Origin of the sequence: Phreatobacter stygius (assembly GCF_005144885.1) — a bacterium.
GTDB classification, from domain to species: Bacteria; Pseudomonadota; Alphaproteobacteria; order Rhizobiales; family Phreatobacteraceae; genus Phreatobacter; species Phreatobacter stygius.
The window spans coordinates 4,368,423-4,393,418 of record NZ_CP039690.1; the positions used below are offsets into that span (position 1 = coordinate 4,368,423).

At 66.1% G+C, this 24,996-nt stretch carries 22 protein-coding genes; 12 read left to right on the forward strand and 10 right to left on the reverse strand.

The features are described 5' to 3' along the window. The first annotated feature begins 63 nt into the window (after positions 1 to 63). From E8M01_RS20530 to E8M01_RS20540, 3 genes are all read left to right on the forward strand, one after another. Complete coding sequence (locus E8M01_RS20530; RefSeq protein WP_136961841.1) at positions 64 to 1,497, forward strand: amidohydrolase; 1,434 nt, start codon at positions 64 to 66, stop codon at positions 1,495 to 1,497. Positions 1,498 to 1,594: 97 nt separating this feature from the next. Next, positions 1,595 to 2,920 (forward strand): DUF3422 family protein, encoded by a 1,326-nt coding sequence (locus E8M01_RS20535; RefSeq protein WP_425467745.1) that lies wholly within the window; start codon positions 1,595 to 1,597, stop codon positions 2,918 to 2,920. Between the two features lie 74 nt (positions 2,921 to 2,994). Next, positions 2,995 to 3,975 carry an aldo/keto reductase gene (locus E8M01_RS20540; protein WP_136961843.1) on the forward strand — a complete coding sequence of 327 codons (981 nt, stop codon included), beginning with the start codon at positions 2,995 to 2,997 and terminating at the stop codon, positions 3,973 to 3,975. A 118-nt stretch (positions 3,976 to 4,093) separates the two neighbouring features. On the opposite strand, the gene E8M01_RS20545 is transcribed toward E8M01_RS20540, so the two are convergent. The 4 genes from E8M01_RS20545 to E8M01_RS20560 all read right to left on the reverse strand — a co-directional run bounded on the left by E8M01_RS20545 (position 4,094) and on the right by E8M01_RS20560 (position 7,086). Then, positions 4,094 to 4,798 carry a hypothetical protein gene (locus E8M01_RS20545; protein ID WP_136961844.1) on the reverse strand — a complete coding sequence of 235 codons (705 nt, stop codon included), beginning with the start codon at positions 4,796 to 4,798 and terminating at the stop codon, positions 4,094 to 4,096. Between the two features lie 84 nt (positions 4,799 to 4,882). Then, positions 4,883 to 5,197, reverse strand: a complete 315-nt coding sequence (locus E8M01_RS20550) for an NIPSNAP family protein (RefSeq protein WP_136961845.1) — start codon at positions 5,195 to 5,197, stop codon at positions 4,883 to 4,885. Positions 5,198 to 5,208: 11 nt separating this feature from the next. Further along, positions 5,209 to 5,733: a cupin domain-containing protein gene (locus E8M01_RS20555; protein WP_136961846.1), complete on the reverse strand. Its 525-nt coding sequence runs from the start codon at positions 5,731 to 5,733 to the stop codon at positions 5,209 to 5,211. A gap of 12 nt (positions 5,734 to 5,745) precedes the next feature. After that, entirely contained in the window at positions 5,746 to 7,086 is a 1,341-nt protein-coding gene (locus E8M01_RS20560; RefSeq protein WP_136961847.1) for an NAD(P)/FAD-dependent oxidoreductase, read from the reverse strand. A 337-nt stretch (positions 7,087 to 7,423) separates the two neighbouring features. Here E8M01_RS20560 and E8M01_RS20565 point away from each other — a divergent pair, with 337 nt between their 5' ends. The 5 genes from E8M01_RS20565 (at position 7,424) to E8M01_RS20585 (ending at position 13,469) form a co-directional block, all read left to right on the forward strand. Continuing rightward, positions 7,424 to 8,272: a VOC family protein gene (locus E8M01_RS20565; protein WP_136961848.1), complete on the forward strand. Its 849-nt coding sequence runs from the start codon at positions 7,424 to 7,426 to the stop codon at positions 8,270 to 8,272. Between the two features lie 129 nt (positions 8,273 to 8,401). Beyond that, a complete protein-coding gene (locus E8M01_RS20570) occupies positions 8,402 to 10,003 on the forward strand; it encodes an ABC transporter substrate-binding protein (RefSeq protein ID WP_136961849.1) in 1,602 nt (533 codons plus the stop codon). Positions 10,004 to 10,037: 34 nt separating this feature from the next. Next, positions 10,038 to 11,015: an ABC transporter permease gene (locus tag E8M01_RS20575; protein ID WP_136961850.1), complete on the forward strand. Its 978-nt coding sequence runs from the start codon at positions 10,038 to 10,040 to the stop codon at positions 11,013 to 11,015. Between the two features lie 4 nt (positions 11,016 to 11,019). Then, entirely contained in the window at positions 11,020 to 11,850 is an 831-nt protein-coding gene (locus E8M01_RS20580; RefSeq protein WP_136961851.1) for an ABC transporter permease, read from the forward strand. Further along, complete coding sequence (locus E8M01_RS20585; RefSeq protein ID WP_136961852.1) at positions 11,847 to 13,469, forward strand: ABC transporter ATP-binding protein; 1,623 nt, start codon at positions 11,847 to 11,849, stop codon at positions 13,467 to 13,469. The genes E8M01_RS20580 and E8M01_RS20585 overlap by 4 nt, the downstream gene beginning before the upstream one ends. On the opposite strand, the gene E8M01_RS20590 is transcribed toward E8M01_RS20585, so the two are convergent. Next, positions 13,470 to 14,087 carry a 2-hydroxychromene-2-carboxylate isomerase gene (locus tag E8M01_RS20590; protein WP_136961853.1) on the reverse strand — a complete coding sequence of 206 codons (618 nt, stop codon included), beginning with the start codon at positions 14,085 to 14,087 and terminating at the stop codon, positions 13,470 to 13,472. Positions 14,088 to 14,109: 22 nt separating this feature from the next. Here E8M01_RS20590 and E8M01_RS20595 point away from each other — a divergent pair, with 22 nt between their 5' ends. Then, complete coding sequence (locus E8M01_RS20595) at positions 14,110 to 15,576, forward strand: NAD(P)-binding domain-containing protein (RefSeq protein WP_170181996.1); 1,467 nt, start codon at positions 14,110 to 14,112, stop codon at positions 15,574 to 15,576. Between the two features lie 9 nt (positions 15,577 to 15,585). Here the strand turns inward: E8M01_RS20595 and E8M01_RS20600 are convergent, their stop codons facing one another. The 4 genes from E8M01_RS20600 to E8M01_RS20615 form a co-directional block, all read right to left on the reverse strand. After that, positions 15,586 to 17,088 (reverse strand): tripartite tricarboxylate transporter permease, encoded by a 1,503-nt coding sequence (locus tag E8M01_RS20600; protein ID WP_136961855.1) that lies wholly within the window; start codon positions 17,086 to 17,088, stop codon positions 15,586 to 15,588. 31 nt (positions 17,089 to 17,119) lie between these two features. Further along, positions 17,120 to 17,575 (reverse strand): tripartite tricarboxylate transporter TctB family protein, encoded by a 456-nt coding sequence (locus tag E8M01_RS20605; protein WP_136961856.1) that lies wholly within the window; start codon positions 17,573 to 17,575, stop codon positions 17,120 to 17,122. A gap of 23 nt (positions 17,576 to 17,598) precedes the next feature. Next, positions 17,599 to 18,576, reverse strand: coding sequence for a Bug family tripartite tricarboxylate transporter substrate binding protein (locus E8M01_RS20610; protein ID WP_136961857.1), 978 nt, complete (start codon positions 18,574 to 18,576; stop codon positions 17,599 to 17,601). Positions 18,577 to 18,672: 96 nt separating this feature from the next. Next, positions 18,673 to 19,449, reverse strand: a complete 777-nt coding sequence (locus E8M01_RS20615) for an SDR family oxidoreductase (RefSeq protein WP_136961858.1) — start codon at positions 19,447 to 19,449, stop codon at positions 18,673 to 18,675. A 160-nt stretch (positions 19,450 to 19,609) separates the two neighbouring features. On the opposite strand from E8M01_RS20615, the gene modB reads away from it, so the two are divergent. The 3 genes from modB to E8M01_RS20630 all read left to right on the forward strand — a co-directional run bounded on the left by modB (position 19,610) and on the right by E8M01_RS20630 (position 22,452). Continuing rightward, complete coding sequence (gene modB, locus E8M01_RS20620) at positions 19,610 to 20,305, forward strand: molybdate ABC transporter permease subunit (protein WP_136961859.1); 696 nt, start codon at positions 19,610 to 19,612, stop codon at positions 20,303 to 20,305. A gap of 189 nt (positions 20,306 to 20,494) precedes the next feature. Beyond that, positions 20,495 to 21,811: a nicotinate phosphoribosyltransferase gene (pncB, locus tag E8M01_RS20625; protein ID WP_136961860.1), complete on the forward strand. Its 1,317-nt coding sequence runs from the start codon at positions 20,495 to 20,497 to the stop codon at positions 21,809 to 21,811. 68 nt (positions 21,812 to 21,879) lie between these two features. Beyond that, entirely contained in the window at positions 21,880 to 22,452 is a 573-nt protein-coding gene (locus E8M01_RS20630; protein ID WP_136961861.1) for a Uma2 family endonuclease, read from the forward strand. Here the strand turns inward: E8M01_RS20630 and E8M01_RS20635 are convergent, their stop codons facing one another. Further along, positions 22,453 to 24,786 (reverse strand): bifunctional salicylyl-CoA 5-hydroxylase/oxidoreductase, encoded by a 2,334-nt coding sequence (locus E8M01_RS20635; RefSeq protein WP_136961862.1) that lies wholly within the window; start codon positions 24,784 to 24,786, stop codon positions 22,453 to 22,455. Positions 24,787 to 24,996 lie beyond the last annotated feature (210 nt).

Here is a 24,996-nt window from a genome sequence, read left to right on the forward strand (position 1 = left end):
GGATGCGCCGTGCCGCCGGCTGCGCGAGCCTTGCGTCCCGATCCGACAGCCCCGGAGGCCGCCATGGCTCGTTTCTTCTGGAAGCAGACCCGCCCTCATCAGCGCTTCGTCTCGGAAGCGGTCGAACCCGGTGCCGAGCTCAGCCGCCGCGGCATCCTGGCCGGCGCCTGCGCCTGCTGCGCGGCCTTCGCCGCCGGCACCACGGGCAGCATTGGCCAGGCCCTGGCCCAGGCGCCAGGCCTGCAGCCAGCACCGGCGCGGCCGATCCACGCCCGGCTCGACCAGGCCGCCGCCGCGATCGAAGAACGGATGATCGCCTGGCGCCGCGACATTCATGCCAATCCGGAACTGGGCAATCAGGAGGTGCGCACCGCAGGCCTGGTCGCCAAGCATCTCAAGAGCCTCGGTTACGAGGTGCGCGAGGGCGTCGCCAAGACCGGCATCGTGGCGCTGTTGCGTGGCGGCGGCGACGGTCCGGTGGTGGCGCTGCGCGCCGACATGGATGCGCTGCCGGTGACCGAAGAGGTCGACCTGCCCTTCGCCTCCAAGGCGCGCGCCCAATCGGGCGGCGAGGAGGTCGGCGTCATGCATGCCTGCGGCCATGACTGCCACGTCGCCATCCTGATGGCCGTGGCGGAGGTCCTGGCCGGCATGAAGGGCGAGCTGCGCGGCTCGATCAAGCTGTTGTTCCAGCCGGCCGAGGAAGGTCTGACGAATTTCGAAGTGGGTGGCGCGCGTGTCATGGTCGAGCAGGGCGCCATGGCCAATCCGAAACCCGACGTGGTGTTCGGCCTGCACGTCTCCAGCGCCGCGCCGGTCGGCGTGATCGGTTACCGGGCCGGCCCGACCATGGCGAGCTCTGACAGTTTCCGGATCCGGGTGTCGGGCCGGCAGACCCACGGCGCCATTCCCTGGGGCGGTGTCGACCCGATCGTCATCGGCGCGGCCATCGTGTCGAGCCTGCAGACCGTGGTCAGCCGCGAGACCAATATCTTCACCGACCCGGCCGTCCTCACCGTCGGCGTGTTCAAGGGTGGCGTCAGGCGCAACATCATATCCGACCGCGCCGAAATGGAGGGCACGTTGCGCACCTTCAACGCCGAGCAGCGGCTGACCATCATGCGCCGGGTCAAGGAGGTCGCCGAGCACACGGCCGAGGGCATGCGCGGCAAGGCCGAGGTGATCTGGGACCCGACCGGTTATCCGCCCCTGATCAACAATGTCGCGCTGACCCAGGCTTCGGCGCCGACGCTGGCGCGCGTCACCGGCGGCAAGGCGGTGCAGGTCGAGCGGGTCAGCGCCAGCGAGGATTTTCCGTTCTTCGCCGATGTTTCTCCGGGCTTTTTCTTCTTTGTCGGCGTCACCGGCCCGGGCGTGCCGCAAGGCCAGGCGCCGCCCAATCATTCGCCGCGGTTCCGGGTGGACGAGCGGGGGCTGATCATCGGCCTGCGCGCGATGCTGCATCTGGTCGCCGATTACACCAAGATGGATGTCTGAGGGGCCCCGGGATCCGTCACCCCTCCGCCATGCACCGGAAGGCCAATCGTCACGCTGGCGGGATAGTCCTGCCGGCTCGGATCAAAGCCAACCCATGATGGTGCGTGTGACCTTGGCATCGCCCGATATCGAAGCGCATCCGCTGCGCCATCAGGTTCTGGAGGAACTGCACGCCCGGCCGTTCCAGGGCATCGACACGCCGCGACGCTTGCTGCACCAGGCCTTTGCCACGCAGGCCTTGCCGGTCGCCGAGGAGCGGGCGAGGCTGGCGGCCTGGTGCTCCGCCGCCGGCGTCGCGGGGCCGGAGCCGGACGCCAATTTCCATCGGGCGAGCCTCCCCGCGGCGCGCCTGCGCTGGGAGCGCCACAGCGAGTTTTCGACCTATGGCTGGGACATGGCGCAGACCGCGCCCGAACCGTTTTCCTGGCCGCTCGCCGAACCCTCTCCGCTCGGCGGCGCGCTCCGCGCGCCCGGTCCCTTGCTGGTCGCGATCGACCTTGCCGTGGTCAAGGGCGATGGTCTCGATCCCGAATGGACCGTCCTGTTCGATCCTGCCTCGCTCTGCGTCTCCGCCGTGCATGACGGCGCGGCGCTGATCGCCACCGATTTCCGCCAGGATGCCCGTGGCGCCACCCGCATCCTGGTGATCGACCGGGCGCTCAATGCCTCGCTCGCCGGCGCTCTGGTCCAGCGGCTCCTGGAGGTCGAAACCTATCGCTGTTTCGCATTGCTCGGCTTGCCCGAGGCGCAGCGCGCGGCGCCGATCGTCGGGCGGATCGAACAGGAACTGGTGCGCGTCGCCTTGCGCATGACCACCACGACCGGGCTCGACAGCAATGCGGCGCTGCTCGAGACCCTGGTCGCCCAGGCGGCCGAGCTCGAAGCCGAGGCGGCGGTATCGAGTTTCCGGTTCGGCGCGACTCGCGCCTATGACGCGCTGGTGCGCGCCCGGCTCGGCGTCATCGGCGAAATGCCGGTGGACGGCTTTTCGACCTGGATCGGCTTTCTCGACCGCCGGCTCGCACCCGCGGTGCGCACCTGCCAGACCGTCGCCGAGCGCCAGGCCGAACTGTCCACCAAGCTCGCCCGCGCCTCCAATCTCCTGCGCACCCGTGTCGATATCGAGATGGAGCAGCAGAACAAGGCGCTGCTGCAATCGATGGCCGATCGTGGCCGCATGCAGCTGCGCCTGCAGCAGACGGTCGAAGGGCTCTCGGTCGCGGCCGTCTCCTATTATGTGCTGGGCCTGCTCGGTTATCTGTTCAAGGGCGCCAAGGATGCCGGCCTGACGTCGATCGACCCGACGGTCGCGACCGCGGCGGCACTTCCCGTGGTGATCCTGGCGGTGGCCTGGCTGGTCCGCCGCATCCGCCGCTCGCATGCCGATCCTGACGGGGCAGGCCAGCCGGGGAAGCATCGCTGACCGACGTCTTGCGGCCATTCCCGCGCACCGCCACATCGGCTATTTCATGCGGGGCTGGGACCAGGAGCACTGCCATGGATTACGTGAAACTCGGCCGGACCGGCCTTCAGGTGTCCCGTCTCTGCCTCGGCTGCATGAGCTATGGCGCACCCGAACGGGGCAACCATCCCTGGTCGATGAACGAGGCCGACAGCCGGCCGTTCATCAAGAAGGCGCTGGAGCTCGGCTTCAACTTCTTCGACACGGCCAATGTCTATTCCGACGGCTCGAGCGAGGAGGTCGTCGGCCGCGCACTGAAGGATTTTGCCAGGCGCGAGGACGTCGTCATCGCGACCAAGGTTTTCAACCGCATGCGCCCGGGCCCGAACGGCGCCGGGCTGTCGCGCAAGGCGATCATGACCGAGATCGACGCCAGCCTGCGCCGGCTCGGCACCGACCATGTCGACCTCTACCAGATCCACCGCTTCGACCACGCGACGCCGATCGAGGAGACGCTGGAAGCGCTGCACGACGTGGTGAAGGCCGGCAAGGCGCTCTATATCGGCGCCTCCTCGATGTATGCGTGGCAATTCGCCAAGGCGCTCTATCTCGCCGACCGTCACGGCTGGACCCGTTTCGCCACCATGCAGAACTATGTGAACCTGCTCTATCGCGAGGAGGAGCGTGAAATGCTGCCGCTCTGCCGCGAGGAGGGCATTGGCGTCATTCCATGGAGCCCGCTCGCCCGCGGCCGGCTGACCCGCGATTGGGACGAGGGCAGCGCGCGCTCGGAGACCGACGAGTTCGGCAAGACGCTTTATGCCGCGACCGCCGAGGCCGACCGCAAGGTGGTCGAGGCGGTGACCAAGGTCGCCAGGGCGCGCGGCGTGCCACGTGCGCAGGTAGCCCTTGCCTGGGTGCTGCAGAAGCCCGGCATCACCGCGCCGATCGTCGGCGCCACCAAGCCGCATCATCTGGATGACGCCGTGGCGGCGCTGGCGGTCAAGCTCAGCCCGGAAGAGGTCGCCGAGCTCGAAAGCGCCTATGTGCCGCATGCCGTGACCGGCTTCAAATGAGCCCTGCTGGCCGGCTTGCCGAAATGGACTGCACCTCAAGCCGGCCACTTTACGAGAAGTGTGTGGAGTGAGTTTCGATTGAAACGTCCAAGGGCGAGACAAGAAATCGTATACGGGCCTATCGAGGCGAGCTGACGATGTGCCATCCGATGTCGCGCAGCAAATCTACCGATAGTTTCTTGTTTCGATCTAACTCGTCCAAATTTTCGTCCTTATCGCAGTTATAGAGACTGTGAAAATCTATATATGTTTCATTATATTGGCGCATGTCAGATAGAAGTTGCCCTGCATCATCTATCGTATACCAGGCGCTTTCGTCTGCGACGACCTTTATCCATTCGAAGCAATATAGAGTAATATACATAGCCACGGCCAGTGGTGTGTCTCGCATCCGGGCGCACAGATTCTCGGAACCAAGCAATTCGGCTGCCATGACCGCAGCCGAACGGGACGGGAAATGAAGTGTGGGTGGCCACGGTTTCCGGTCGGCCACGAAGATCGCTTGATCTGCGGTCAGGGTGAGCGATCCTAAAACCCATTGAACATCGCCACCGCTCCATACGCGTGCCCAAGCCTGCGCTTGCTCGCCAACGGGCGTCCGCCACGTCCCATCTATTGCGTATCCCGAAGCGGCGATAAGACGCCCGTCTGGCATCACCGCATTTTCCACAAAGGTCGGAGTGCCGGATGACCAATGCACAATCGCCGGCCCGTGACGCGTTCCCCAAGCTGCTCTTTTCCACTGTCCGTCGACGCCCCTCTGCGGTGGCGCTTCGCCAGCCGAGAGGAAATAGCCGTCAGGGTGTTCTTTCCGCCAGTACATGGCTCATCCCAATGGACCACAAGTGGTTATTCGGAACGCAGTCCTGATCGCGCAAATTTAGCGAGCCAACTGTGCGATCGCCGGTCACCTGATCGGCGAGAAGCGTGTCGGCCTGAGAAAGCGGTTCTGCTGGGTTTCGATCAGGCCCTCGACGCGCTTCAGGTAATCCTTCCAGCGCGGGTCGGCCTGCATGCGGTCGCGCCGCGCCTGGCGGTCGTCCAGGCTCTGGTAGGACCAGAGCGCCACGACATGGTTGAGGTCGCCGACCTCGGAAATGAAATAGCCGTGGAAGGTGCCGAGCAGCTCGAGCTGGATCGGCAGGCCGTGCTCTTCGTAGAGGCCGACGAATTCGGCGGTCTTGCCGGTCTTGATGCGATAGTCGCGTTCTTCAACAATCATGCCCTGGACAATCATGGCTTGGCTCCGGGATTGTGCGACGGGTCGGTCCAGCCGAACACCGTGCGCCGCTCGATCTCGGCGACATTGTCGGGGCGCGGGAAAGGGGCGGGCGCGTGTTCGCCCGGCGTCCGCGGCCGGCCGATCTGAGCGAAGAAATCTTCCAGGCCGCCCGGCATCATGAACCAGACGAAGGTCAGCGGTGCGGCCTCCGGATTGACGAAGCCGTGCTTGCGGTCGAGGCCGATGAACACGGTCGAGCCCGGCTCGATCGGCTGGTCGACGCCGTCGATGCGCGCGAAACCGCGGCCCGCGGTGACATGGATCACCTCCTCATGCCGGTCATGGGTATGCTCGCGGATATGGCTGTGGGGCGCCACCGTCTGCGTGCCCATGGCGAAGCGGGCTGCGCTCTCGATGGTCTGGGGGTTCAGGATGCATTGGACGAAGCCATTGGCCGGCACCGGCTGCCAATAGCTCGGCGCGGCATCCGGGCCGAACACCTTGACCTCGCCCTGCGGTTTGCTGATCTCGGTCATGGCAGACCTCCCCTAGATCTCTTTGGCGTCGAGGTGACGATAGAGCGGCAGCGCGAAGGGCGCGATGCGCCGGATGATCGCCTGGAACGGCTGCGGCGTCGGCTCCGACAAGGGCAATCCGAGCTTGTCGATCGCGACCGCCTGGGTGGCGCGGGCGAGCTCCCGGCCAAGCGAGATCGACAGCGCAACCGCCCGGCCGTTGCAGCCGGCCCAGGCATAACCGTTCGGGCCGAGCCGGTGGACGCGCGGGAAGCCCGGCACCTGCGGCTGGAGCAGGTTGTCCGGGGTCATGCCGACATAACCGGACCAGACGAAATCGAATTCGACATCGCCGATCTGCGGCCAGAGCTTCTTCAGCCGCTCGGCCACCTGCGGGCGGAGATTGGTGCCGCCCGGGCCCGGCATCATGGAGGCCCCGCCGGTGACCAGCCGGTTGCGCGCGTCCCAGCGGGCGAAATAGAGCTCGCGATGGGTGTCCGACATGGCCTGGCGGTCGGGGATGATGGTCTTGGCGATATTGTCGCTGATCGGCCGGGTCGCCATTTGCCATGACAGCACCGGGATCACCTCCTGGGCGATCTCGGGTGCGAGGTTCGGCTCGAACTCACCGGTATAGGCATTGGTGGCCAGCACCAGGGCACGCGCCGTCACCGTGCCCTTGGCGGTCCTCACCGTCCAGCGGTCATTGGCATAGGCCATGGTGGCAACCGGCGAGCGGGCATAGATGGTGGCGCCGAGCCTGAGCGCCACCTCGGCAAGGCCGCGCGCCAGCGCCAGCGGATTGACATGGCCACCGGTGCGGTTCCAGAAGCCGCCGAACCAGGCCTCCGAGCCCAGCATCTTTGCGGTCGCGGCCCGGTCGAGCAGCTCCAACGGCGCGCCGATCTCGGACCATTCGCGCACCCGTTTTTCGGCGATCTTCATGCGGCCCGGCGAATGCACCGGCTGGACCCAGCCGGCCTGCTCGGCCTCGGCTGGAATCTCGTATTTGCGCACGACGTCGAACAGGTAATGGGCGCTGTCGCGCAGCACAGCGTTGAACCGCTCGCCGGCCTCGCCGTGGCGCTTCACCATGGCCGAGGGGTCATGGCCTGACAGCGTCGGGATCACCTGGCCATTATTGCGCCCCGAGGCGCCCCAGCCGGGTTCGGCGGCCTCGACCACCGTCACCTCGACACCCGTTTCCCGCAAGTGGATCGCCGTCGACAGGCCGGTGAAACCGGCGCCGATCACCACCACATCCGTCCTGACATCGCCTTCGAGCGCAGCCAGCACCGGCCCGGGAGGCGCGGTTGCCGCCCAGAGCGACGGCGGCCAACTGACGGAAGGTGCGACGGGCGAGGATTGAGGCATGGAAGTTATTCCGCTCTTATGACTATGATGCATGAAAGCCGCAGGCAGGGCGGGCCACAAGGCCGCCGGCTGCATGGCCGGTTCCGGCAGGGCGCGCCGAGAGATGCTATTCCCAGGAAATGCGTTATCGGGATATATATTCTACAAATTCTTTATTTTGTAGAATTTTTTGGACTTTTTGTTCTATCTTTATGACCACTATTGAAATAAAACACTCCCGCAAGCTATGTCTGTGGCGCGGTGGTGATCGCGCGGCTTTGCCGGGCGGGTTCCGTTGCGCATTGGGGCGGCTTCGGTTGAACTTGGCCCCGTCAGTTCATGGAAGAAGGGGCGAACCATGCCGCTCAAGCATATTCTCGGCGCCGACCACGTGGTCATCACGGTCCGCGATCTCGACGCCTCGGCGGCGCAATGGAAGCGCCTCGGTTTCACCGTCTCACCGCGCGGCACGCATTCGCCGCAAATGGGCTCGGGCAATTACACCATCATGTTCGGCGACGACTATCTGGAGCTGCTCGGCATTCTCGCCGAGACCGATCAGAACAAGCCGACCCGCGATTTCCTGGCCAAGCGTGAGGGCATCGAGCGCACCGCCTTTACCACCGATGATGCGGCCGCTGGTGCCGCCGAGCTGAAGAGCCAGGGCCTCGAGCCGCTCGGGCCGGTGCATTTCGGCCGGCCGGTGGAACTGCCCGGTGGCGGCACTGGCGAAGCCCGGTTCAACGTGTTCCGCTGGCCGCTCGTCGAAGCACCGGGCGGCATGCGCATTTTCGCCTGCCAGCACCTGACCCGCGAGACGGTCTGGATTCCCGAACTGCAGAAGCACGCCAATGGTGCCACCCGTATTGCCCGGGTCGAGATCCTGAGCGCCGATCCGAAGGCTGCCGCCGCCCATCTCAGCCGGCTGATCGACGAGCCGGTGTCGGCCGAGGCCGACGGCATCTACCGGGTACCTTCGGGCGGCAAGCGCGCCGACTTCCTGTTCTACGACCAGGCGGTGCTGGCCAAGCGTTACCCCGAAGCGGTGCGCCAGGGCGCGACATCGGAGAGCGCCGTGGCGATCGTGCTCGGCACCGACGATCTCGCCAAGGCGAAGGCCGTGCCCGGCGCGGTTGCCCATGGCGACGCGGCCAGCATCCCGGCTGAGGCCGCCAACGGCGTGATCATCAGCTTCATCGCCGGCTGACGCGCCGACAAAAAAGGGCATCGTGCCGCTCATTGCGGCATGATGTCGTCTTGAGCAAATCCTCGATTGACGGGCTCTTGCCCGTCTCGCATCGTTGACCCCGATACCGCCGCTCCCAGGAGACCGTTCATGGACTTCACCCGCCGCGCCGCGCTGATGACCAGCGCCGCCATTGCCTCCAGCGTCCTGTTTCCGGAGCGCTCCTTCGCGCAGGAGACGCCGCGCAAGGGTGGGGTCTTCTCGGTTCACTATGGCGCCGAGCAGCGCATGCTGAACCCGAGCCTTCAGGCCTCCACCGGCGTCTATATCGTCGGCGGCAAGATCCAGGAGCCGCTGGTCGATCTCGACGCCCGTGGCCAGACGGTCGGCGTGCTCGCCGAGAGCTGGGAATCGTCCCCTGACGGCAAGACCATCACCTTTAAGCTGCGCCAGGGCGTGACCTGGCACGACGGCAAGCCGTTCACCTCGGCCGACGTTCAGTTCACCGCCATGAACATGTGGAAGAAGATCCTCAATTATGGGTCGACGCTGCAGCTGTTCCTGACCGCGGTCGACACGCCGGATCCGCTGACCGCGGTGTTCCGTTACGAGCGCCCGATGCCGCTCAACCTGCTGCTGCGCGCGCTTCCCGATCTCGGTTATGTCTCGCCCAAGCACCTCTACGAGAATGGCGATATCAGGCAGAATCCGGTCAATCTCGCCCCGGTCGGCACCGGCCCGTTCAAATTTGTCCAGTACGAGCGCGGCCAGCACATCATTGCCGACCGCAATCCCAATTACTGGCGTCCGAACGCGCCCTATCTCGACCGTATCGTCTGGCGCGTCATCACCGACCGGGCGGCGGCCGCCGCCCAGCTCGAAGCCGGCCAGCTGCACTACAGCCCGTTTTCCGGCCTGACGATCTCCGACATGGCCCGGCTCGGCAAGGACCCGCGCTTCATCGTCTCGACCAAGGGCAATGAGGGCAATGCCCGCACCAACACGCTGGAGTTCAACTTCCGCCGCAAGGAACTGGCCGACATCCGGGTGCGCAAGGCGATCGCCCACGCCATCAACGTGCCGTTCTTCATCGAGAATTTCCTTGGCGACTTCGCCAAGCTGGGCACCGGCCCGATCCCCTCGGTCTCGACCGATTTCTATCCGGGCGCCGACACGCCGCAATATGCTTACGACAAGGCGCTGGCCGCAAAGCTCCTGGACGAGGCCGGCTTCAGGGCCGGCGCTGGCGGCGCTCGCTTCTCGCTGCGCCTGCTGCCGGCCCCCTGGGGCGAGGACGTCTCGCTCTGGGCCACCTTCATTCAGCAGTCGCTGTCGGAGATCGGCGTTCGCGTCGAGATCGTCCGCAATGACGGCGGCGGTTTCCTCAAGCAGGTCTATGACGACCACGCTTTCGATATCGCCACCGGCTGGCACCAGTATCGCAACGACCCGGCGGTCTCGACCACGGTCTGGTATCGCTCGGGCCAGCCCAAGGGCGCGCCCTGGACCAACCAGTGGGGCTGGACCGACGCGACCATCGACAAGATCATCGACGATGCGGCGACCGAGGTGGATCCGGTCAAGCGCAAGGCGCTCTATCGCGACTTCGTCACGCGCGCCAATGGCGAATTGCCGATCTGGATGCCGATCGAGCAGATCTTCGTCACCGTGATCAACGCCAAGGCGCGCAATCACTCCAACACGCCGCGCTGGGGATCCTCGACCTGGCACGATCTCTGGCTGGCCGAATGATCCTGGGTGGCCCTGTGTCGAACGGCTTGATCTGATGCGTATCCTTGGTCTCGCGGGGCGGCGGCTCGCCGCCTCGATCCCCACCCTGATCCTGATCCTGATCGGGGTCTTCTTGCTGCTGCAGTTCGCCCCCGGCGACACCGTCGATGCGATGATGGCGCAGATGGGCGGCGGCGACGCGGCCACCGCCAAGGAACTGCGCCGGTTCTACGGGCTCGACCTGTCGGTCACCGCCCAGCTCGGCAACTATCTCTGGCGGCTGGTGCGCTTCGACCTCGGCTTCTCCTCGATCTACGGCAAGCCGGTGGCGACCGTCATTGCCGAGCGCTTGCCGGCGACCATCCTCCTGATGACCGCCTCCTTGTCCTTCGCCTTCTTTTTCGGCCTCATTCTCGGTGTCGTCGCGGCCCGCGGCGTCAACAAATGGCCCGATACCATCATTTCCAGCCTTGGCCTGATCTTCTACGCCACACCATCCTTCTGGTTCGGGCTGATGGCGATCGTGGTCTTTTCGGTCTATCTGCAATGGCTGCCGGCCGGCGGCCTCGAAGACATCACGGTCGCTCAGACCGGTATCTGGCGGACCATCGATATCGCCAAGCACCTGGTGCTGCCGACGCTGACGCTGGGTCTGATCTTCCTCGCCATCTATCTGCGCATCATGCGCGCCTCGATGCTCGAAGTGCTCAATCTCGATTTCGTCCGGACCGCGCGCGCCAAGGGACTGGATGAAACCAGCGTCGTGGTCCGCCACGTCCTGCGCAACGCGCTCCTGCCGATGGTCACGCTGATCGGCCTGCAGGCCGGCACCATGCTCGGCGGCTCGGTGGTGGTGGAGAGCGTCTTCTCGCTGCCCGGGCTCGGGCGCCTGGCTTATGAATCGGTGATCCAGCGCGACCTCAACACCTTGCTCGGCATCATCTTCGTTTCCGCGCTGCTGGTGATCCTGGTCAATTTTTTCGTCGACATCCTCTATGCCCGGCTCGATCCGCGCATCTCGACGGAGGGCTGAGCCGATGGATTTCCTGAAGCACTATCTGCGCAGCCCGCCAGCCGTCATCGGGCTCTTGCTGCTCACCGTCATCCTGGTCATGGCGGCGACCGCCGGCTGGCTTTATCCACGCGATCCCCTGAGCCTTGCCGGCCGGCCCCTGGTCTGGCCGTTCGAAAACCCGCGCTTCCTGCTCGGCACCGACAATTCCGGGCGCGACATCGCCGCCCAGATCTTCCACGGCGCAAGGATTTCCCTGCTCATCGGCCTGGTCGCCACCAGTATCGCGGTGGCCATCGGCGTCGTCATCGGGTCGGTCGCCGGCTATTATGGCGGCCATGTCGACAACATCCTGATGCGGGTGACGGAAGCCTTCCAGACGCTGCCGAATTTCCTGCTGCTGCTGGTCCTGGTGGCGGTGTTCGGCTCGACCATCACGACGGTCACCATTGCCATTGGCGTGGTGTCCTGGCCGGCCCCGGCGCGGCTGACGCGTGCCGAATTCCTGTCGTTGCGCAACCGCGAATTCGTCCAGGCCGGCCGGACGCTCGGCCTGAAGGACATCAAGCTGATCTTCGGCGAGATCCTGCCCAACGCCCTGCCGCCGGTCATCGTTTATGCCAGCGTCGTCATGGCGGTCGCCATCCTGCTGGAGAGTTCGCTCGCCTTCCTGAAACTCTCCGATCCCAATGTCGCCTCCTGGGGCAATCTGATCGGGCTCGGCCGCGACGTCCTGCGTGTGCAGTGGTACGTCTCGGCCATTCCCGGCGTCGCCATCCTGGTCACCGTGCTTGCCGTGTCGCTGGTCGGCCAGGGCCTGAACGATGCGCTGAACCCGAGGCTCAAGAGCCGATGAGCCCGATCCTCACTCTGGACAATGTCAGCGTCAGCCTGCCCGCCGGCGCCGACCGGTCGCATGCGCTGAAAGACGTGACGCTGACGGTCTCGGCCAATGAGATCCTCTGCGTCGTCGGCGAATCCGGGTCCGGCAAGTCGATGACCGCCAATGCGGTGATGCGGCTCCTGCCCGGCGGGGTCGCCATAGACGGCGGCCGCATCCTGTTCGAGGACCGCGACCTCGCCCATGTCAGCGAGGCCGAGATGCGCCGGGTGCGCGGCGCCGGCATCGCCATGATCTTCCAGGAACCGATGACCGCGCTCAATCCCTTGCGCAATATCGGCGACCAGATCGGCGAGATGTTCAAGGTCCATACCGAGCTGTCGAAAGCCGAGATCGCGGCACGCGTGCTCGACCTGCTCGACGAGGTGCGCATCCCCGATCCGAAACAGGCGGCACGCGCTTTTCCGCATGAACTGTCGGGCGGCCAGCGCCAGCGCGCCATGATCGCCATGGCCCTGGCGCTCGACCCGAAAGTGCTGATCGCCGACGAGCCGACCACTGCCCTCGACGTCACCACCCAGGCGCAGATCCTGCAGCTGATCCGCGACCTGCAGCGGCGCAAGGGCACGGCGGTGCTGTTCATCACCCATGATTTCGGCGTGGTCGCCGAGATCGCCGACCGGGTCGCGGTGATGCAGCACGGCAAGCTGGTCGAGGAGGGGCCGACCGATGCCATCCTCAACCAGCCGCAGCATGCCTATACCAAGCAACTGATCGCCGCCGTGCCGCCGCTCGCCGCCCCGCCGGCGCGCGCCTTTTCGGCCGAACCGATCATGACCATCGAGAATGTCTCGAAGACCTATCGCAATGGCGGTTTCTTCGGTCGCGGCGCCCGGGTCACCCATGCGGTCAAAGAGGTGTCGCTGACGCTGCCGCGTGGCGGCACGCTCGGCATCGTCGGCGAATCCGGCTCGGGCAAATCGACGCTGGCGCGCTGTCTGGTCCGGCTGATCGATCCCGACAGCGGCAAGATCGTGCTCAACGGCCGCGACCTCGCCTGCCTCTCGCGCGAGGAAATGCGGGTCGAGACGCGCCATATCCAGATGGTGTTCCAGGACCCCTTCGCTTCGCTCAATCCGCGCCGCAAGGCCGGCGAACTGGTGGCTCAGGGGCCGATCGTCCATGGCACGCCGCGCGCCGAGGCGCTGGCCCGCGCCAAGGAACTGTTCGCGCTGGTCGGGCTCGATCCGTCATCGACCGACCGCTACCCGCATGAGTTTTCCGGCGGCCAGCGGCAACGCATCGGACTTGCCCGGGCGCTGGCATTGCGCCCGGACGTTCTGGTCGCCGACGAGCCGGTGTCGGCGCTCGACGTGTCGGTGCAGGCGCAGGTGCTGAAGCTTCTGGCGGAACTGCGCCAGAAGCTCGGGCTCTCGATCGTCTTCATCACCCATGACCTGCGCGTCGCGGCCCAGGTCTGCGATCTCGTCGCCGTCATGAAGAGCGGCGAGGTGGTCGAGGCCGGCCCGATCGGCAAAGTCTTCGGCGACCCGCAGCACCCCTATACCCAGGCGCTGCTCGCCTCGATCCCGGGCCGGGACTTCGGCCTCAAGCGTGAGGCGGTTGCCGTCTGATCAGCCGAGCCGGGCCAGCGCCCGGTCGACGAAATCGAGCCGGTCCTGGCCCCAGAACAGTTCGCCGTCGACCACGAAGGTCGGCGCGCCGAAGACGCCGAGTCGTTCGGCTTCATCGGAATAGTGCTGGTAAAGCGCCTGGACCTTGGCCGACTGTTCCTCGGCCACCAGGGCCTTGCCGTCGAAGCCGTTCTCCTCGGCGATGGCGATGCGCACCGCCGCTTCCGAGGTATCGCGCTCCTCGGCCCACAGCGCCCGCAGCAGCGCATGCGACAGCAGGAAGGCGTCGAGGCCGCGTTCCTGCGCGGCGATGACCATCCAGCCGGTATGTTTGTTCCAGTTCGGCTTGGGATTGTCCTGCGGATAGAATTTCGGCTTGAGCACCAGGGGCATGCCGAGATAGGTCCGCCAGCGGTCGAGCTCGACCTGGTGATAGTCGCGCCGCGGTTGCGGGCGGGTGCGCAGCGGCACGCCGCCGGTCTTCGGCACTACGGCCTGGAAGTCATAGGGCTTCAGGATCAGACGAGCCTTGTGCCGGCGGACGATGTCCTGGAGTTTCGGACCTGCCAGATAGGCCCAGGGTGACGACAGTGAGTAGAAGCAGGACAGCTCGGCCATGATGTCGGGTTCCGGAGTGCAGATGGATCAGGATGTGGCGAAGGCTGCCGGCGCGATCGGCCTCGACGCGCTGACGCGCGAGGCGCGGCGCGATCTCGCGCGGCTCAATTTCCCGGCGGCGAACTGGGTCTTGCCGGTCGACGGACCGGACGGCAGGCCCGTGCTCGATGTGCTGGTGGTCGGTGGCGGCATGGTCGGCCAGACGGCGGGCTTCGCGCTGATGCGCGACGGTATCCGTCATATCCGCATCGTCGACCGCGCGCCACGGGGCGGCGAGGGGCCTTGGGGCACCTATGCGCGCATGCTGACCTTGCGCTCGCCGAAACATGTCAACGGCCCCGACCTCGGTGTGGCCAGCCTCACCTTTCGCGCCTGGTACGAGGCGCAGCACGGCGAAGCGGCCTTCGAGGCCCTGCACAAGGCCGGCCGGCTCGACTGGCTGGCTTACCTCCTGTGGGTGCGCGAGACCGTCGGCATCCCCGTCGAGAACGGCGTCGCGGTGACCGCGATCGAACCCGTCGGCGGATTGGTCAGGGCAAGCTTGGCTGGCCCCGCGGGCGCCGAGACGGTCTGGGCCCGCAAGGTGGTGATGGCCAGCGGCCGCGACGGTTCGGGCGCACCGCGCCTGCCGGCCTACCCGTCATTGCCGGACCGTGCGCTGGCCCATGGCCGGGTCTTCCACTCGATGGATGACATCGACTTCCAGCGTTTCGCCGGCGGTTCGGTGGCGGTCCTCGGCGGCGGCGCTTCGGCCTTCGACAATGCCGGAACGGCGCTGGAGGCGGGCGCGACCAAGGTGATGATGTTCCTGCGCCGGCCCATGCTGCCGCAGATCAACAAATCGAAATGGACCGGTTTCCCGGGCTTCCTGAACGGCTTTACCGCGCTCGACGACGAACTGCGCTGGCGCTTCTACACCTATATTTTCGCCGAACAGGTGCCGCCGCCTTACGAATCGGTGCTGCGCTGCGAGCAGCATGCCGGCTTCACCATTCGTTTCGACGAGACCTGGACCGACATTGAGGCCGACACAGCGGGGGTGACCATCGTCACGCCCAAGGGCCGGCATCGTTTCGATGCCGCGATCCTCGGCACGGGCTTCGACGTCGACCTGCTGCAGCGGCCGGAATGCGCGTCGTTTCGCGACGACGTTCTGCTCTGGCGCGATCGCGTCGGCACGGCCAAGGCGGCGGCCGATCCGGAACCCGCGCGCTTTCCCTATCTCGGCCCGGGTTTCGAGCTTTTGCCGCGCGATGCCGCGCCGGCCGGCATCGCGCATATCCACATGTTCAACTGGGGCGTGACCATGAGCCACGGGGCCCTTGCCGGCGACGTGCCGGGCATAGCGCCGGGTGCCAACCGGCTGGCCCAGGCGCTGGTCCGCGCGCTGTTCGTCGAAGATGCCGAGCCGCATTGGCAGCGGCTGCTGGTCCATGACGACGAGGAGTTGAAACCAACAGGCTATTTCGTCGCGCCGGAGGACCGGTGAGCCGGCCGATCACTCTTCCTGGAAGGCGACCTCGCGCGTCCGGCGGATCGCCGGCAGCAGCATCACCGTCACCAGCGCCAGGCTGGTGATCAGCAGCCCCGCCGAGATCGGCCGCTCGACGAACACCATCCAGTCGCCGCGCGACAGGATCAGCGAGCGGCGAAAATTCTCCTCCAGCATGGGCGCCAGGATGAAGCCGAGAATGAGCGGCGCCGGCTCGCAGCCGATCTTCGGCAGCGCGTAACCGATCACCCCGAACACCGCCATGATGACGATATCGGTGGTCGAATTGGTCACCGAATAGACGCCGATGCAGCAGAACACCAGGATGATGGCGTAGAGCCAGCGATAGGGAATGGTCAAGAGCTTCACCCACAGCCCGATCAGCGGCAGGTTGATGATGACCAGCATGAGATTGCCGACCAGCATGGAGGCGATCATGCCCCAGAACAGGTCGGGCCGGTCGATCATCACCTTCGGTCCGGGCACGATGCCGTGGATGGTCATGGCGCCGAGCATCAGGGCCATCACGGCATTGGGCGGAATGCCGAGCGCCAGCAGCGGGATGAACGAGGTCTGCGCACCGGCATTGTTGGCACTCTCCGGTCCGGCGACGCCTTCGACCGCGCCCTTGCCGAAGCGCGAGGGATCTTTGGCGACCTTCTTTTCCAGCACATAGGAGGCGAAGGCCGCGACCAGCGCGCCGCCACCCGGCAGGATGCCGAGCAGCGAGCCGAGCGCCGTGCCGCGCAGCACGGCCGGGATCGAACGGCGGGTCTCCTCGGCCGTCGGCCACAGGCTGGTCAGCGGCTGGCGGTCGGGCCGGCCGGCATGCTTTTCGAGGTTGCGGACGATCTCGGCAATGCCGAACAGGCCCATGGCCACCGGCACGAAGCCAATGCCGTCGGCGAGCGCCGGAATGTCGAAGGTGAAGCGCGTCTGGCCGGAGGCATTGTCGGTGCCGACCGCGCCGAGGAACAGGCCGAGCCCGACCATGGCGATGGCGCGGACCACCGAGCCTTGCGCCAGCACCACCGCCGCGACCAGCCCGAACACCATCAGGGCGAAATAATCGGGCGACCGGAAGGTGTCGGCGATCTTGACGAGCGGGCCGGAAAAGGCCGCGATGACCAGGGTGGCGACACAGCCGGCGAAGAACGAGCCGAGCGCGGCAATGGTCAAGGCCGCGCCGGCGCGGCCCTGCTTGGCCATTTCATGGCCGTCGATACAGGTGACGACGGAGGAGCTCTCACCGGGGATGTTGACCAGGATCGCCGTGGTCGAGCCGCCATATTGGGCGCCGTAATAGAGGCCGGCCAGCATGATCAGGGCGGCGATCGGCGGCAGCGTGAAGGTGATCGGCAGCAGCATGGCGATGGTCGCCACCGGCCCGAGCCCGGGCAAGACGCCGACCAGGGTGCCGAGCAGCGTGCCGATCAGGCAGAACAGCAGGTTCTCCGGCGTGAGCGCGATGCCGAAACCGAATATCAGATTGGCGAAGACATCGGTCATGGCGTCCGGCCGATCATGAGCTTTGGGCCGGTCATGGCATGAATACCGGGATCGGCAGGCCGAGCGCCCTGACGAACAGGGCCCAGGAAAAGGCCGACATGACCAGGCCGAGGACAAGCGCGGTGCGCCAGCCATTGTCGGGGGCGGCGAAATTGGCGACGCCGACGCTGGCGATGATCGCGACGATCATGCCGGCGGTGTTCAATAGCGCCGCGAAGACCAGCACCGAGCCGACGATCAGGACCAACGGCCGCCAGGCCACCGTCGCCTCGGCCTCGTCATGGGTCCAGGGCGAGCGCAATGCCAGCAGCAGGCCAATGCCGCAGAGCAGAAAGCCGAGCAGGCGCGGCACATAACCCGGCCCGATGCGACCGGCGCGGCCGAGCGCATAATCCGCGCCGACCAGCAGGACGAACAGGCCCCAGCCGATGAACATCAGGCCGGCCCAGAGGTCGGCCCGCCTGAGGAAGGGAGCAAGGCGCTGCATGGCGGGTCCGGCCGGAGCCCCCGTCAGTCGACCGAGGCGCCGGAGCGACGGACGACGTCGGCCCAGGCAGCCCGGTCGCGACGGACGGTATCGCGAAACTGGGCGAGGCTCTCCCAGCGTGGGGTATTGCCGAGTTCGGCGAGACGCGTGCGGATCTGCGGGAGCTCGAGCACCTTCTTCATCGCCGCATTGATCCGCTCGGCAATTGCCGGATCCAGCCCCTTGGGCCCGAACAGCCCGAACCAGATGAAACTCTCATAACCCTTCAGGCCGGCCTCATCGATGGTCGGAATGTCGGGCACGGCCTCGACCCGGGTCGGCGTGGTGACGCCGAGCAGGCGGACGCGGCCGGCACGGTACTGGCCGAGCACCGACTGGACCTGGTTGAAGATGCAGCAGGCTTCGCCGGTCACCACCGCCTGCAGGGCCTCCGGGCCGCCGCGATAGGCGACGTGGACCATGTCCAGGCCGGCGCGGGCATTAAATTCGGCAAAGGCGAGATGGGTGCCGGTGCCGTTGCCGGTGGAGGCGAAGTTGAACTTGCCCGGATTGGCCTTCACCTTGGCGATGAACTCCTCGATCGTCTTGGCGTCGATCACCTGCGGATTGATCGCCAGCACGTTCGAGACGTTGAGGATCGGCGTGATCGGGGTGAAGTCGGCCTCGACGTCGAAGGCGAGCCGCCGGTAGAGGGCGGCATTGATGCCATGGGTGCCGGAGGTGCCGAGCAGCAGCGTATAGCCGTCCGGGCGGGCCTTGGCGACGAAGTCCGAGGCGATGTTGCCGGCGGCGCCGCCGCGCTGCTCCAAGACGAAGGTGGCGCCGAGTTCGCGCTCCAGCGGCTCCTGGACCAGGCGCAGCACGATATCGGGGCCGGAGCCGGCGGTGAAACCGGAGACGATCGTCACCGGCTTGGATGGCCATTGCTGCGCCGAGGCGGAGGTCGCGAGCGCCGTTGCGGCAACAAGCGCGGCGGCGCGGAGGACTGTCTTGATCATCATCAGGCAGGGGACCTTCTGGGGCGCGATATCGCGATCATGCCAAACTGGCTGAGGCGCGCAACGATTGTCTGGCGGGCGCGATGATTGTCCGGCGGGTTATTGCGCGACCCAGCCGCCATCGACCGGCAGCGCCACCCCGGTGATCGGATCGCCGGCCGGCGAGCACAGAAACACCACCAGCGCGCCGAGCGCTTCGACCTTGATGAACTGCTTCGACGGCTGCTTCTCCACCAGCATCTGCTGCAGCGCCTGATCGGCGGAAATGCCGAGCTTGGCGCCGATCGTGGCGGCCTGGGCGCGGGTGCCCTCGGTGCCGGTCCAGCCGGGACAGAAGGCATTGGCGGTGACGCCCGAACCGGCGGTCTCCAGCGCCAGTGCCTTGGAGAAGCCGACGAGGCCGTGCTTTGCCGCGACATAGGCCGACTTGTCGACGGAAGCGACCAGTCCCTGCACCGACGACATGACGAGAAGCCGGCCCCAGCCGCGCGCCCGCATGCCCGGCAGGACCGCCTTGGCCAGGCGGAAATAGGAGGTCAGGCCGACATTCAGGATGTGCTCGAAGGCCGCGTCGGGAAACTCTTCGACCGGCGCCAGATGCTGCGGGCAGGAGGTGTGGACGAGAATGTCGACCGGCCGCTCCGCGGCGGCGACGGCGCTGGCGATCGAGCCGGCATCGGCGAGGTTCGCGCCAAGACCCTGGCCGAACACCCTGTGGCGGGTGGAGATCTCGGCCGCGGCCGCCTTGGCGCTCGCTGGATCGGTGCCCTGGATCAGCACATTGGCGCCGCTTGCCGCCAGCGCCTCGGCGATCGCCCTGCCGATGGTCTTGTCCGCGTCGGTGATCAGCGCCGTGCGCCCTTTGAGGACCGTCATGATGTGCTTCCGCTTGGTTGATCGCGCGATGCTAGCCGTTTGTCGCGGCGGTTCAAAAGGCAAGCCGGCCCGGACGGCCGGCGTCCACAGCCCTGTCGGCGCTCTCGCAGCCGGGCGCTGCTGCGTCTAACATGGACCGGACCAGCATGAGGCGCGTGACATGTTCGCATTGACGACCGAGGAATGGGTGGCGATCGAGCTGTCGCTGCGCGTCGCCTTCTGGGCCACGCTGGCGGCGCTGCCATTCGGGATCGCACTGGCGTGGCTGCTGGCGCGCAAGCAGTTCTGGGGCAAGGCGATCCTCGACGGCCTGATCCATCTGCCGCTGGTCCTGCCGCCGGTCGTCACCGGCTACATGCTGCTTCTGACCATGGGCCGGCGCGGGCCGGTCGGCGGGTTCCTCGCGGACAATTTCGGCATCGTCTTCTCGTTCCGCTGGACCGGCGCGGCGCTCGCTTGCGCGGTCATGGGGTTTCCCTTGCTGGTCCGGGCCATCCGGCTCTCTATCGAGGCCGCCGACGTCAAGCTCGAACAGGCCGCGTCGACCCTTGGCGCCGGACCGTTCAGCGTGTTCTTCACCGTGACCTTGCCCCTGGCCTTGCCCGGCATTCTCGCCGGCATCGTGCTGTGTTTTGCCAAGGCGCTCGGCGAGTTCGGCGCCACTATTACCTTCGTCTCCAACATTCCAGGCGAAACCCAGACGATCTCGGCGGCGATCTATACCTATACCCAGGCGCCCGGCGGCGATGCCGCAGCGCTCCGGCTGACGGTGATCGCCGTCATCGTCGCGCTCGCGGCCCTCGTCGTCTCCGAATGGTTCGCCAGGCGCGCCGGCGCCCGTGTCCAGGGCATCTGAGCGGCGGCTTTCCTGCCTGCGAGGCTGGCCGGAGCGGGTTCCAGCCGCGCCGCGGCCTGAGCCGAAACCGCACCAGCTGTCCGGCAGGAACGCGGCTGCCTTGCGATATCAGGCTCAACGGACCAGTGTTCATGGCGGACCCGGCCTTGCTATGGTCCCGGCCCTTTCGTCCTCGCGCCTGAGCATCCCATGGTCGACATTGCCACCCGCGTCTACAATCACACGTGGAAACTCGACCCGATCATCCGGTCGCTGCTCGATTCCGATTATTACAAGTTCTCGATGCAGCAGCTCATCCGGCGCTTCTATCCGGACGTGACCGCGACCTTTGCGCTGAACAACCGCACCAAGTCGGTCCGGCTCGCCGACGACATCGACGAACGGGAACTGCGCGAGCAGCTCGACCATGCGCGCAATCTCAAGTTCACCCAGCGCGAGCTGATCTGGCTCGCCGGCAATACGTTCTACGGCCGTGAGCGCATTTTCGGGCCCGACTACCTCGCCTATCTCAAGGATTTCCGGTTGCCGGACTACGAGCTGACCAAGCGCGACGGCCAGTATGAATTGCGCTTCGCCGGCAATTGGGCCGCCACCACCATGTGGGAGGTGCAGTCGCTCGCCATCGTCAACGAGCTGCGCGCCCGCGCCATCATGCGCACGTTGTCGAAACTCGAACTCGACATTCTCTATGCCAATGCCAAGGCCAAGGCCTGGGACAAGATCAAGCGCCTGCGCGTGCTGAAGGACGAGGTTGGCAGTCTCAAGATCTCCGATTTCGGCACCCGCCGCCGCCATGGCTATCTCTGGCAGCAATGGATGATGGAGGCGCTGGCCGATGCGCTCGGGCCGGAGGTCTTCACCGGCACCTCCAACATGAAACTCGCCATGGATCTCGGCCTCGAAGCGATCGGCACCAATGCTCATGAATTGCCGATGGTCTATGCAGCCCTTGCCCAGACCGATGCCGAGCTGCTCGCCGCACCCTACCGGGTGCTGGAGGACTGGGCGCGCATCTATGACCAGAACATGCGGATCATCCTGCCCGACTGCTTCGGCACCGAGCATTTCCTGGTCCATGCGCCCGATTGGGTCGCTGACTGGACCGGTGCGCGCCCCGATTCCAAGGATCCGACCGAAGGCACCGAAGAGCTGATCCGCTGGTGGTCATCCAAGGGCCGCGACCCCACGAAGAAGCTGGTCATCCTGTCCGACGGCATGGATATCGACTCGATCGAACAGACCGCCCGCCATTTCAAGGGCCGCGTGCGCATCGGTTACGGCTGGGGCACCAATCTGACCAACGACTTCAAGGGCTGCATGCCGAACGGCGATGCCGATGCGCTGGCGCCGATCTCGGTGGTCTGCAAGGTGGTCGAAGCCAATGGCCGGCCGGCGGTGAAACTGTCGGACAATCCCTTGAAGGCGACCGGCCCGAAGGACGAGATCGAGCGTTACCGGCGCATTTTCGGCATTGCCGGCATGAAGGCGCAGCCCGTGGTGGTGTGACGCCGGGCGCGATCGGCGATGCAGTTTTCGCCGGCGGGTGCTAGAATTGGGCTCAAGGAGGTGACGTGATGAACGTGATGGTCACCCAGGGCGCCGAAGGCTTGCCGCGACGCGCATTCACGGTCGACGATGCCTTTCGCATGGTCGAAACCGGCATTATCAGCCCGGACGAGCGGCTCGAACTGATCGAGGGAGAGTTCGTCCCGATGAACGCGAAGAACAATCATCATCAGCGCGTTCAAAACCGGTTGACCAAGCTCCTGATCAGGTTGGTTCCGGACGATTTGGACGTCGGCATCGAGCCGACGCTGCAATTGTCGGAGACGACCTATGTCGAACCCGATTTCGTCATCTATCGCGACACCGACGCCAAGCGGCTCGGCCCGGACCGGGCGCTTCTGGTCATCGAGGTGTCGGACTCAAGCCTCGGCTTCGACCTCGGCCGCAAAGCCGCCTTGATGGCCAAGGCCGGCATCACCGATTTCTGGGTGATCGACGCGCAGAAACTGGAGACGACGGTGCATCGCGATCCCGGTGTGGATCGCTATCGCAGCGTCGAGACGCTGACCGCCGCGTCTCTGCTGGTACCTCTGGCGACCGAGCTGGCCGCCGTCCGGTTCAAGCTCGCCGATCTCGCCTGATCACTCGGCCGCCGCCTTTTGGTCGAAGCTGCCCTGGGCGTGACGCTTCGGTTTGGCCGCCACCTTCAGGGCCTCGAAGTCGGCGCGGTCTTTCACCGCATTGCGCATCGCCTGGTCCTTGCCCGGCTGATATTGCTCGGGCTGATGGACGTCGACGCCATACCAGGCCGCCGCCTTCAGCATGAAGGAGGGGTCGGCGAGGTGTGGCCGCCCGAGCGCCACGAGATCGGCCCGGCCGGCTGCCAGGATGGTGTTCATCTGATCCGCTGTCGTGATGTTGCCGACGCACATCGTGGCGACATGCGCCTCGTTACGAATGGCGTCCGAGAAGGGGGTCTGGAACATCCGGCCATAGACCGGCCGGCAGGCCGGCGAGGTCTGACCGGTCGAGACGTCGACGAGATCGACGCCGGCCTCAGTGAAAGCCCGGGCGATGGCGATCGAATCGGCTTCCGAAATGCCGCCCTCGGCCCAGTCGGTCGCCGAGATGCGCACCGACATGGGCTTTTCGCGCGGCCAGAGATCACGCATGGCGCGGAACACCCGGAGCGGGAACCTGAGGCGGTTCTCGACCGATCCGCCATGGTCGTCGGTGCGCCGGTTGGTCAGCGGCGACAGGAACGAGGCGAGGAGGTAGCCGTGGGCGGCATGCAGCTCGAGCATGTCGAAGCCGCAGCGGATGCCGCGCTCGGTCGCCGCGGCGAACTCCGCGACGATCCGGTCCATGCCGGCTTGATCGAGTTCGGCCGGCACCTGGCTGTCCGGATAATAGGGCAGGGGTGACGCCGAAACGATCGGCCAGGCGCCGTCGGGCAGCGGCCGGTCCATGCCGTCCCACATCAGCTTGGTGGCGCCCTTGCGGCCGGCATGGCCGAGCTGCAGGCAGATCTTCGCGCGGGAATGGGTGTGGGTGAAATCGACGATGCGGCTCCAGGCCGCCTCTTGCGCGTCGTTCCACAGGCCGGTGCAGCCGGGCGTGATGCGCGCATCCGGCGCGACGCAGGTCATCTCGGTATAGACAAGGCCGGCACCGCCGACCGCGCGGGCGCCGTAATGCACCATGTGCCAGTCGATCGGCAGGCCGTCGACCGCCGAATACATGCACATGGGCGAGACCACCGCGCGGTTCTCGACCGTCAGTTCGCGCAGCTTCAAGGGCTGGAACAGCGGCGGTCTCGGCGCCGCGAGATCGGCGCCCGCCACGCCCTCGGCGAACATCCGGTCGGTGGTCGCGATGAAGTCCGGGGCGCGCAGGCGCAGGTTGTCATAAGTGATCGCCTTGGCGCGGGTCATCAGCCCGAAGGCGAACTGGCGCGGATCCATGGTGGCGAAACGGTCGACATGTTCGAACCAGACCAGCGACACGTCCGCGGCGTGCTGGGTGCGCTCGACCTCCTCGCGCCGGTCGGTCTCGTAGGACGCCAGTGCTGCCTTGACCGTGCCCTTGGCGCGGAAGGCGTCGAACAGCGCGATCGAATCCTCCATGGCGAGTTTGGTGCCGGCGCCGATGGAGAAATGCGCGGTGCCCTTGGCGTCGCCGAGCAGCACCACATTGTCCTTCACCCAGCGCTGGGTGCGGATCATCGGGAACTGCCGCCAGAGCGAGCGGTTGGTGGTCAGGCCGTGACCCGCCAGTTCCTCGGCGAACACGCCTTCCAGGAAACGCGCCGAAGCCTCTTCGTCGAGCTTGTCCAGGCCGGCGCGGACAAAGGTCTCGGGATCGGTCTCGATCACCCAGGTCGAACGCCCCGGCTCATATTGATAGGTATGGGCAATGAAGATGCCGTGGCTGGTCTCGCGGAAGAAGAAGGTGAAGGCGTCGAGCGGCCGGGTCGAGCCCATCCAGGTGAACTTGTTGGGGCGCAGGTCGACGTCCGGCTTGAAATGGTCGCGGTTCGCCTCGCGGATGCGCGAATTGATGCCGTCGGCGGCAACGACCAGGTCGTAATCCCTGAAGGCCCGCAGATCCGGATCCACCTCGGTCTCGAACCGGAGCTCGACACCCAGGGCGCGCGCGCGGTTCTGCAGCAGGATCAACAGGGTCTGTCGCGAGCAGCCGCAGAAGCCGTTGCCGCCGACCCGGTGGACCGTGTCCTTGAAGTGGATTGCGATGTCGTCCCAATAGGCGAAATGTTCGGTGATCGCCCGGTAGCTGTCGGCGTCGTAGCGTTCGAAAATGTCGAGGGTGGCGTCGGAGAACACCACGCCGAAGCCGAAGGTGTCGTCGGCCTTGTTGCGCTCGAACACTGTGATGTCGACCGAGGGGCGCCATTTCTTCATCAGGCAGGCGAAATAGAGCCCGCCGGGTCCGCCGCCGATCACCGCGATCCGCATGGGGTGCCTCCTCGATCCCGTTGCCTGCAGGCGCGCCGAACGCGGGAGCCGACGGTCATCCGCAAGGTGCAAATTACTTTAAGCCTAAAATAAATTCGGACAAGCCGCCGCATGCCTCTTGCTCAAATTTATTTGAAGCTTAAAACATTCAGGCGGGAGGTCGCGATGGTCGTTCCAAGCTCCGCTGGTCACTCGTCCCAAGGTCGTCCG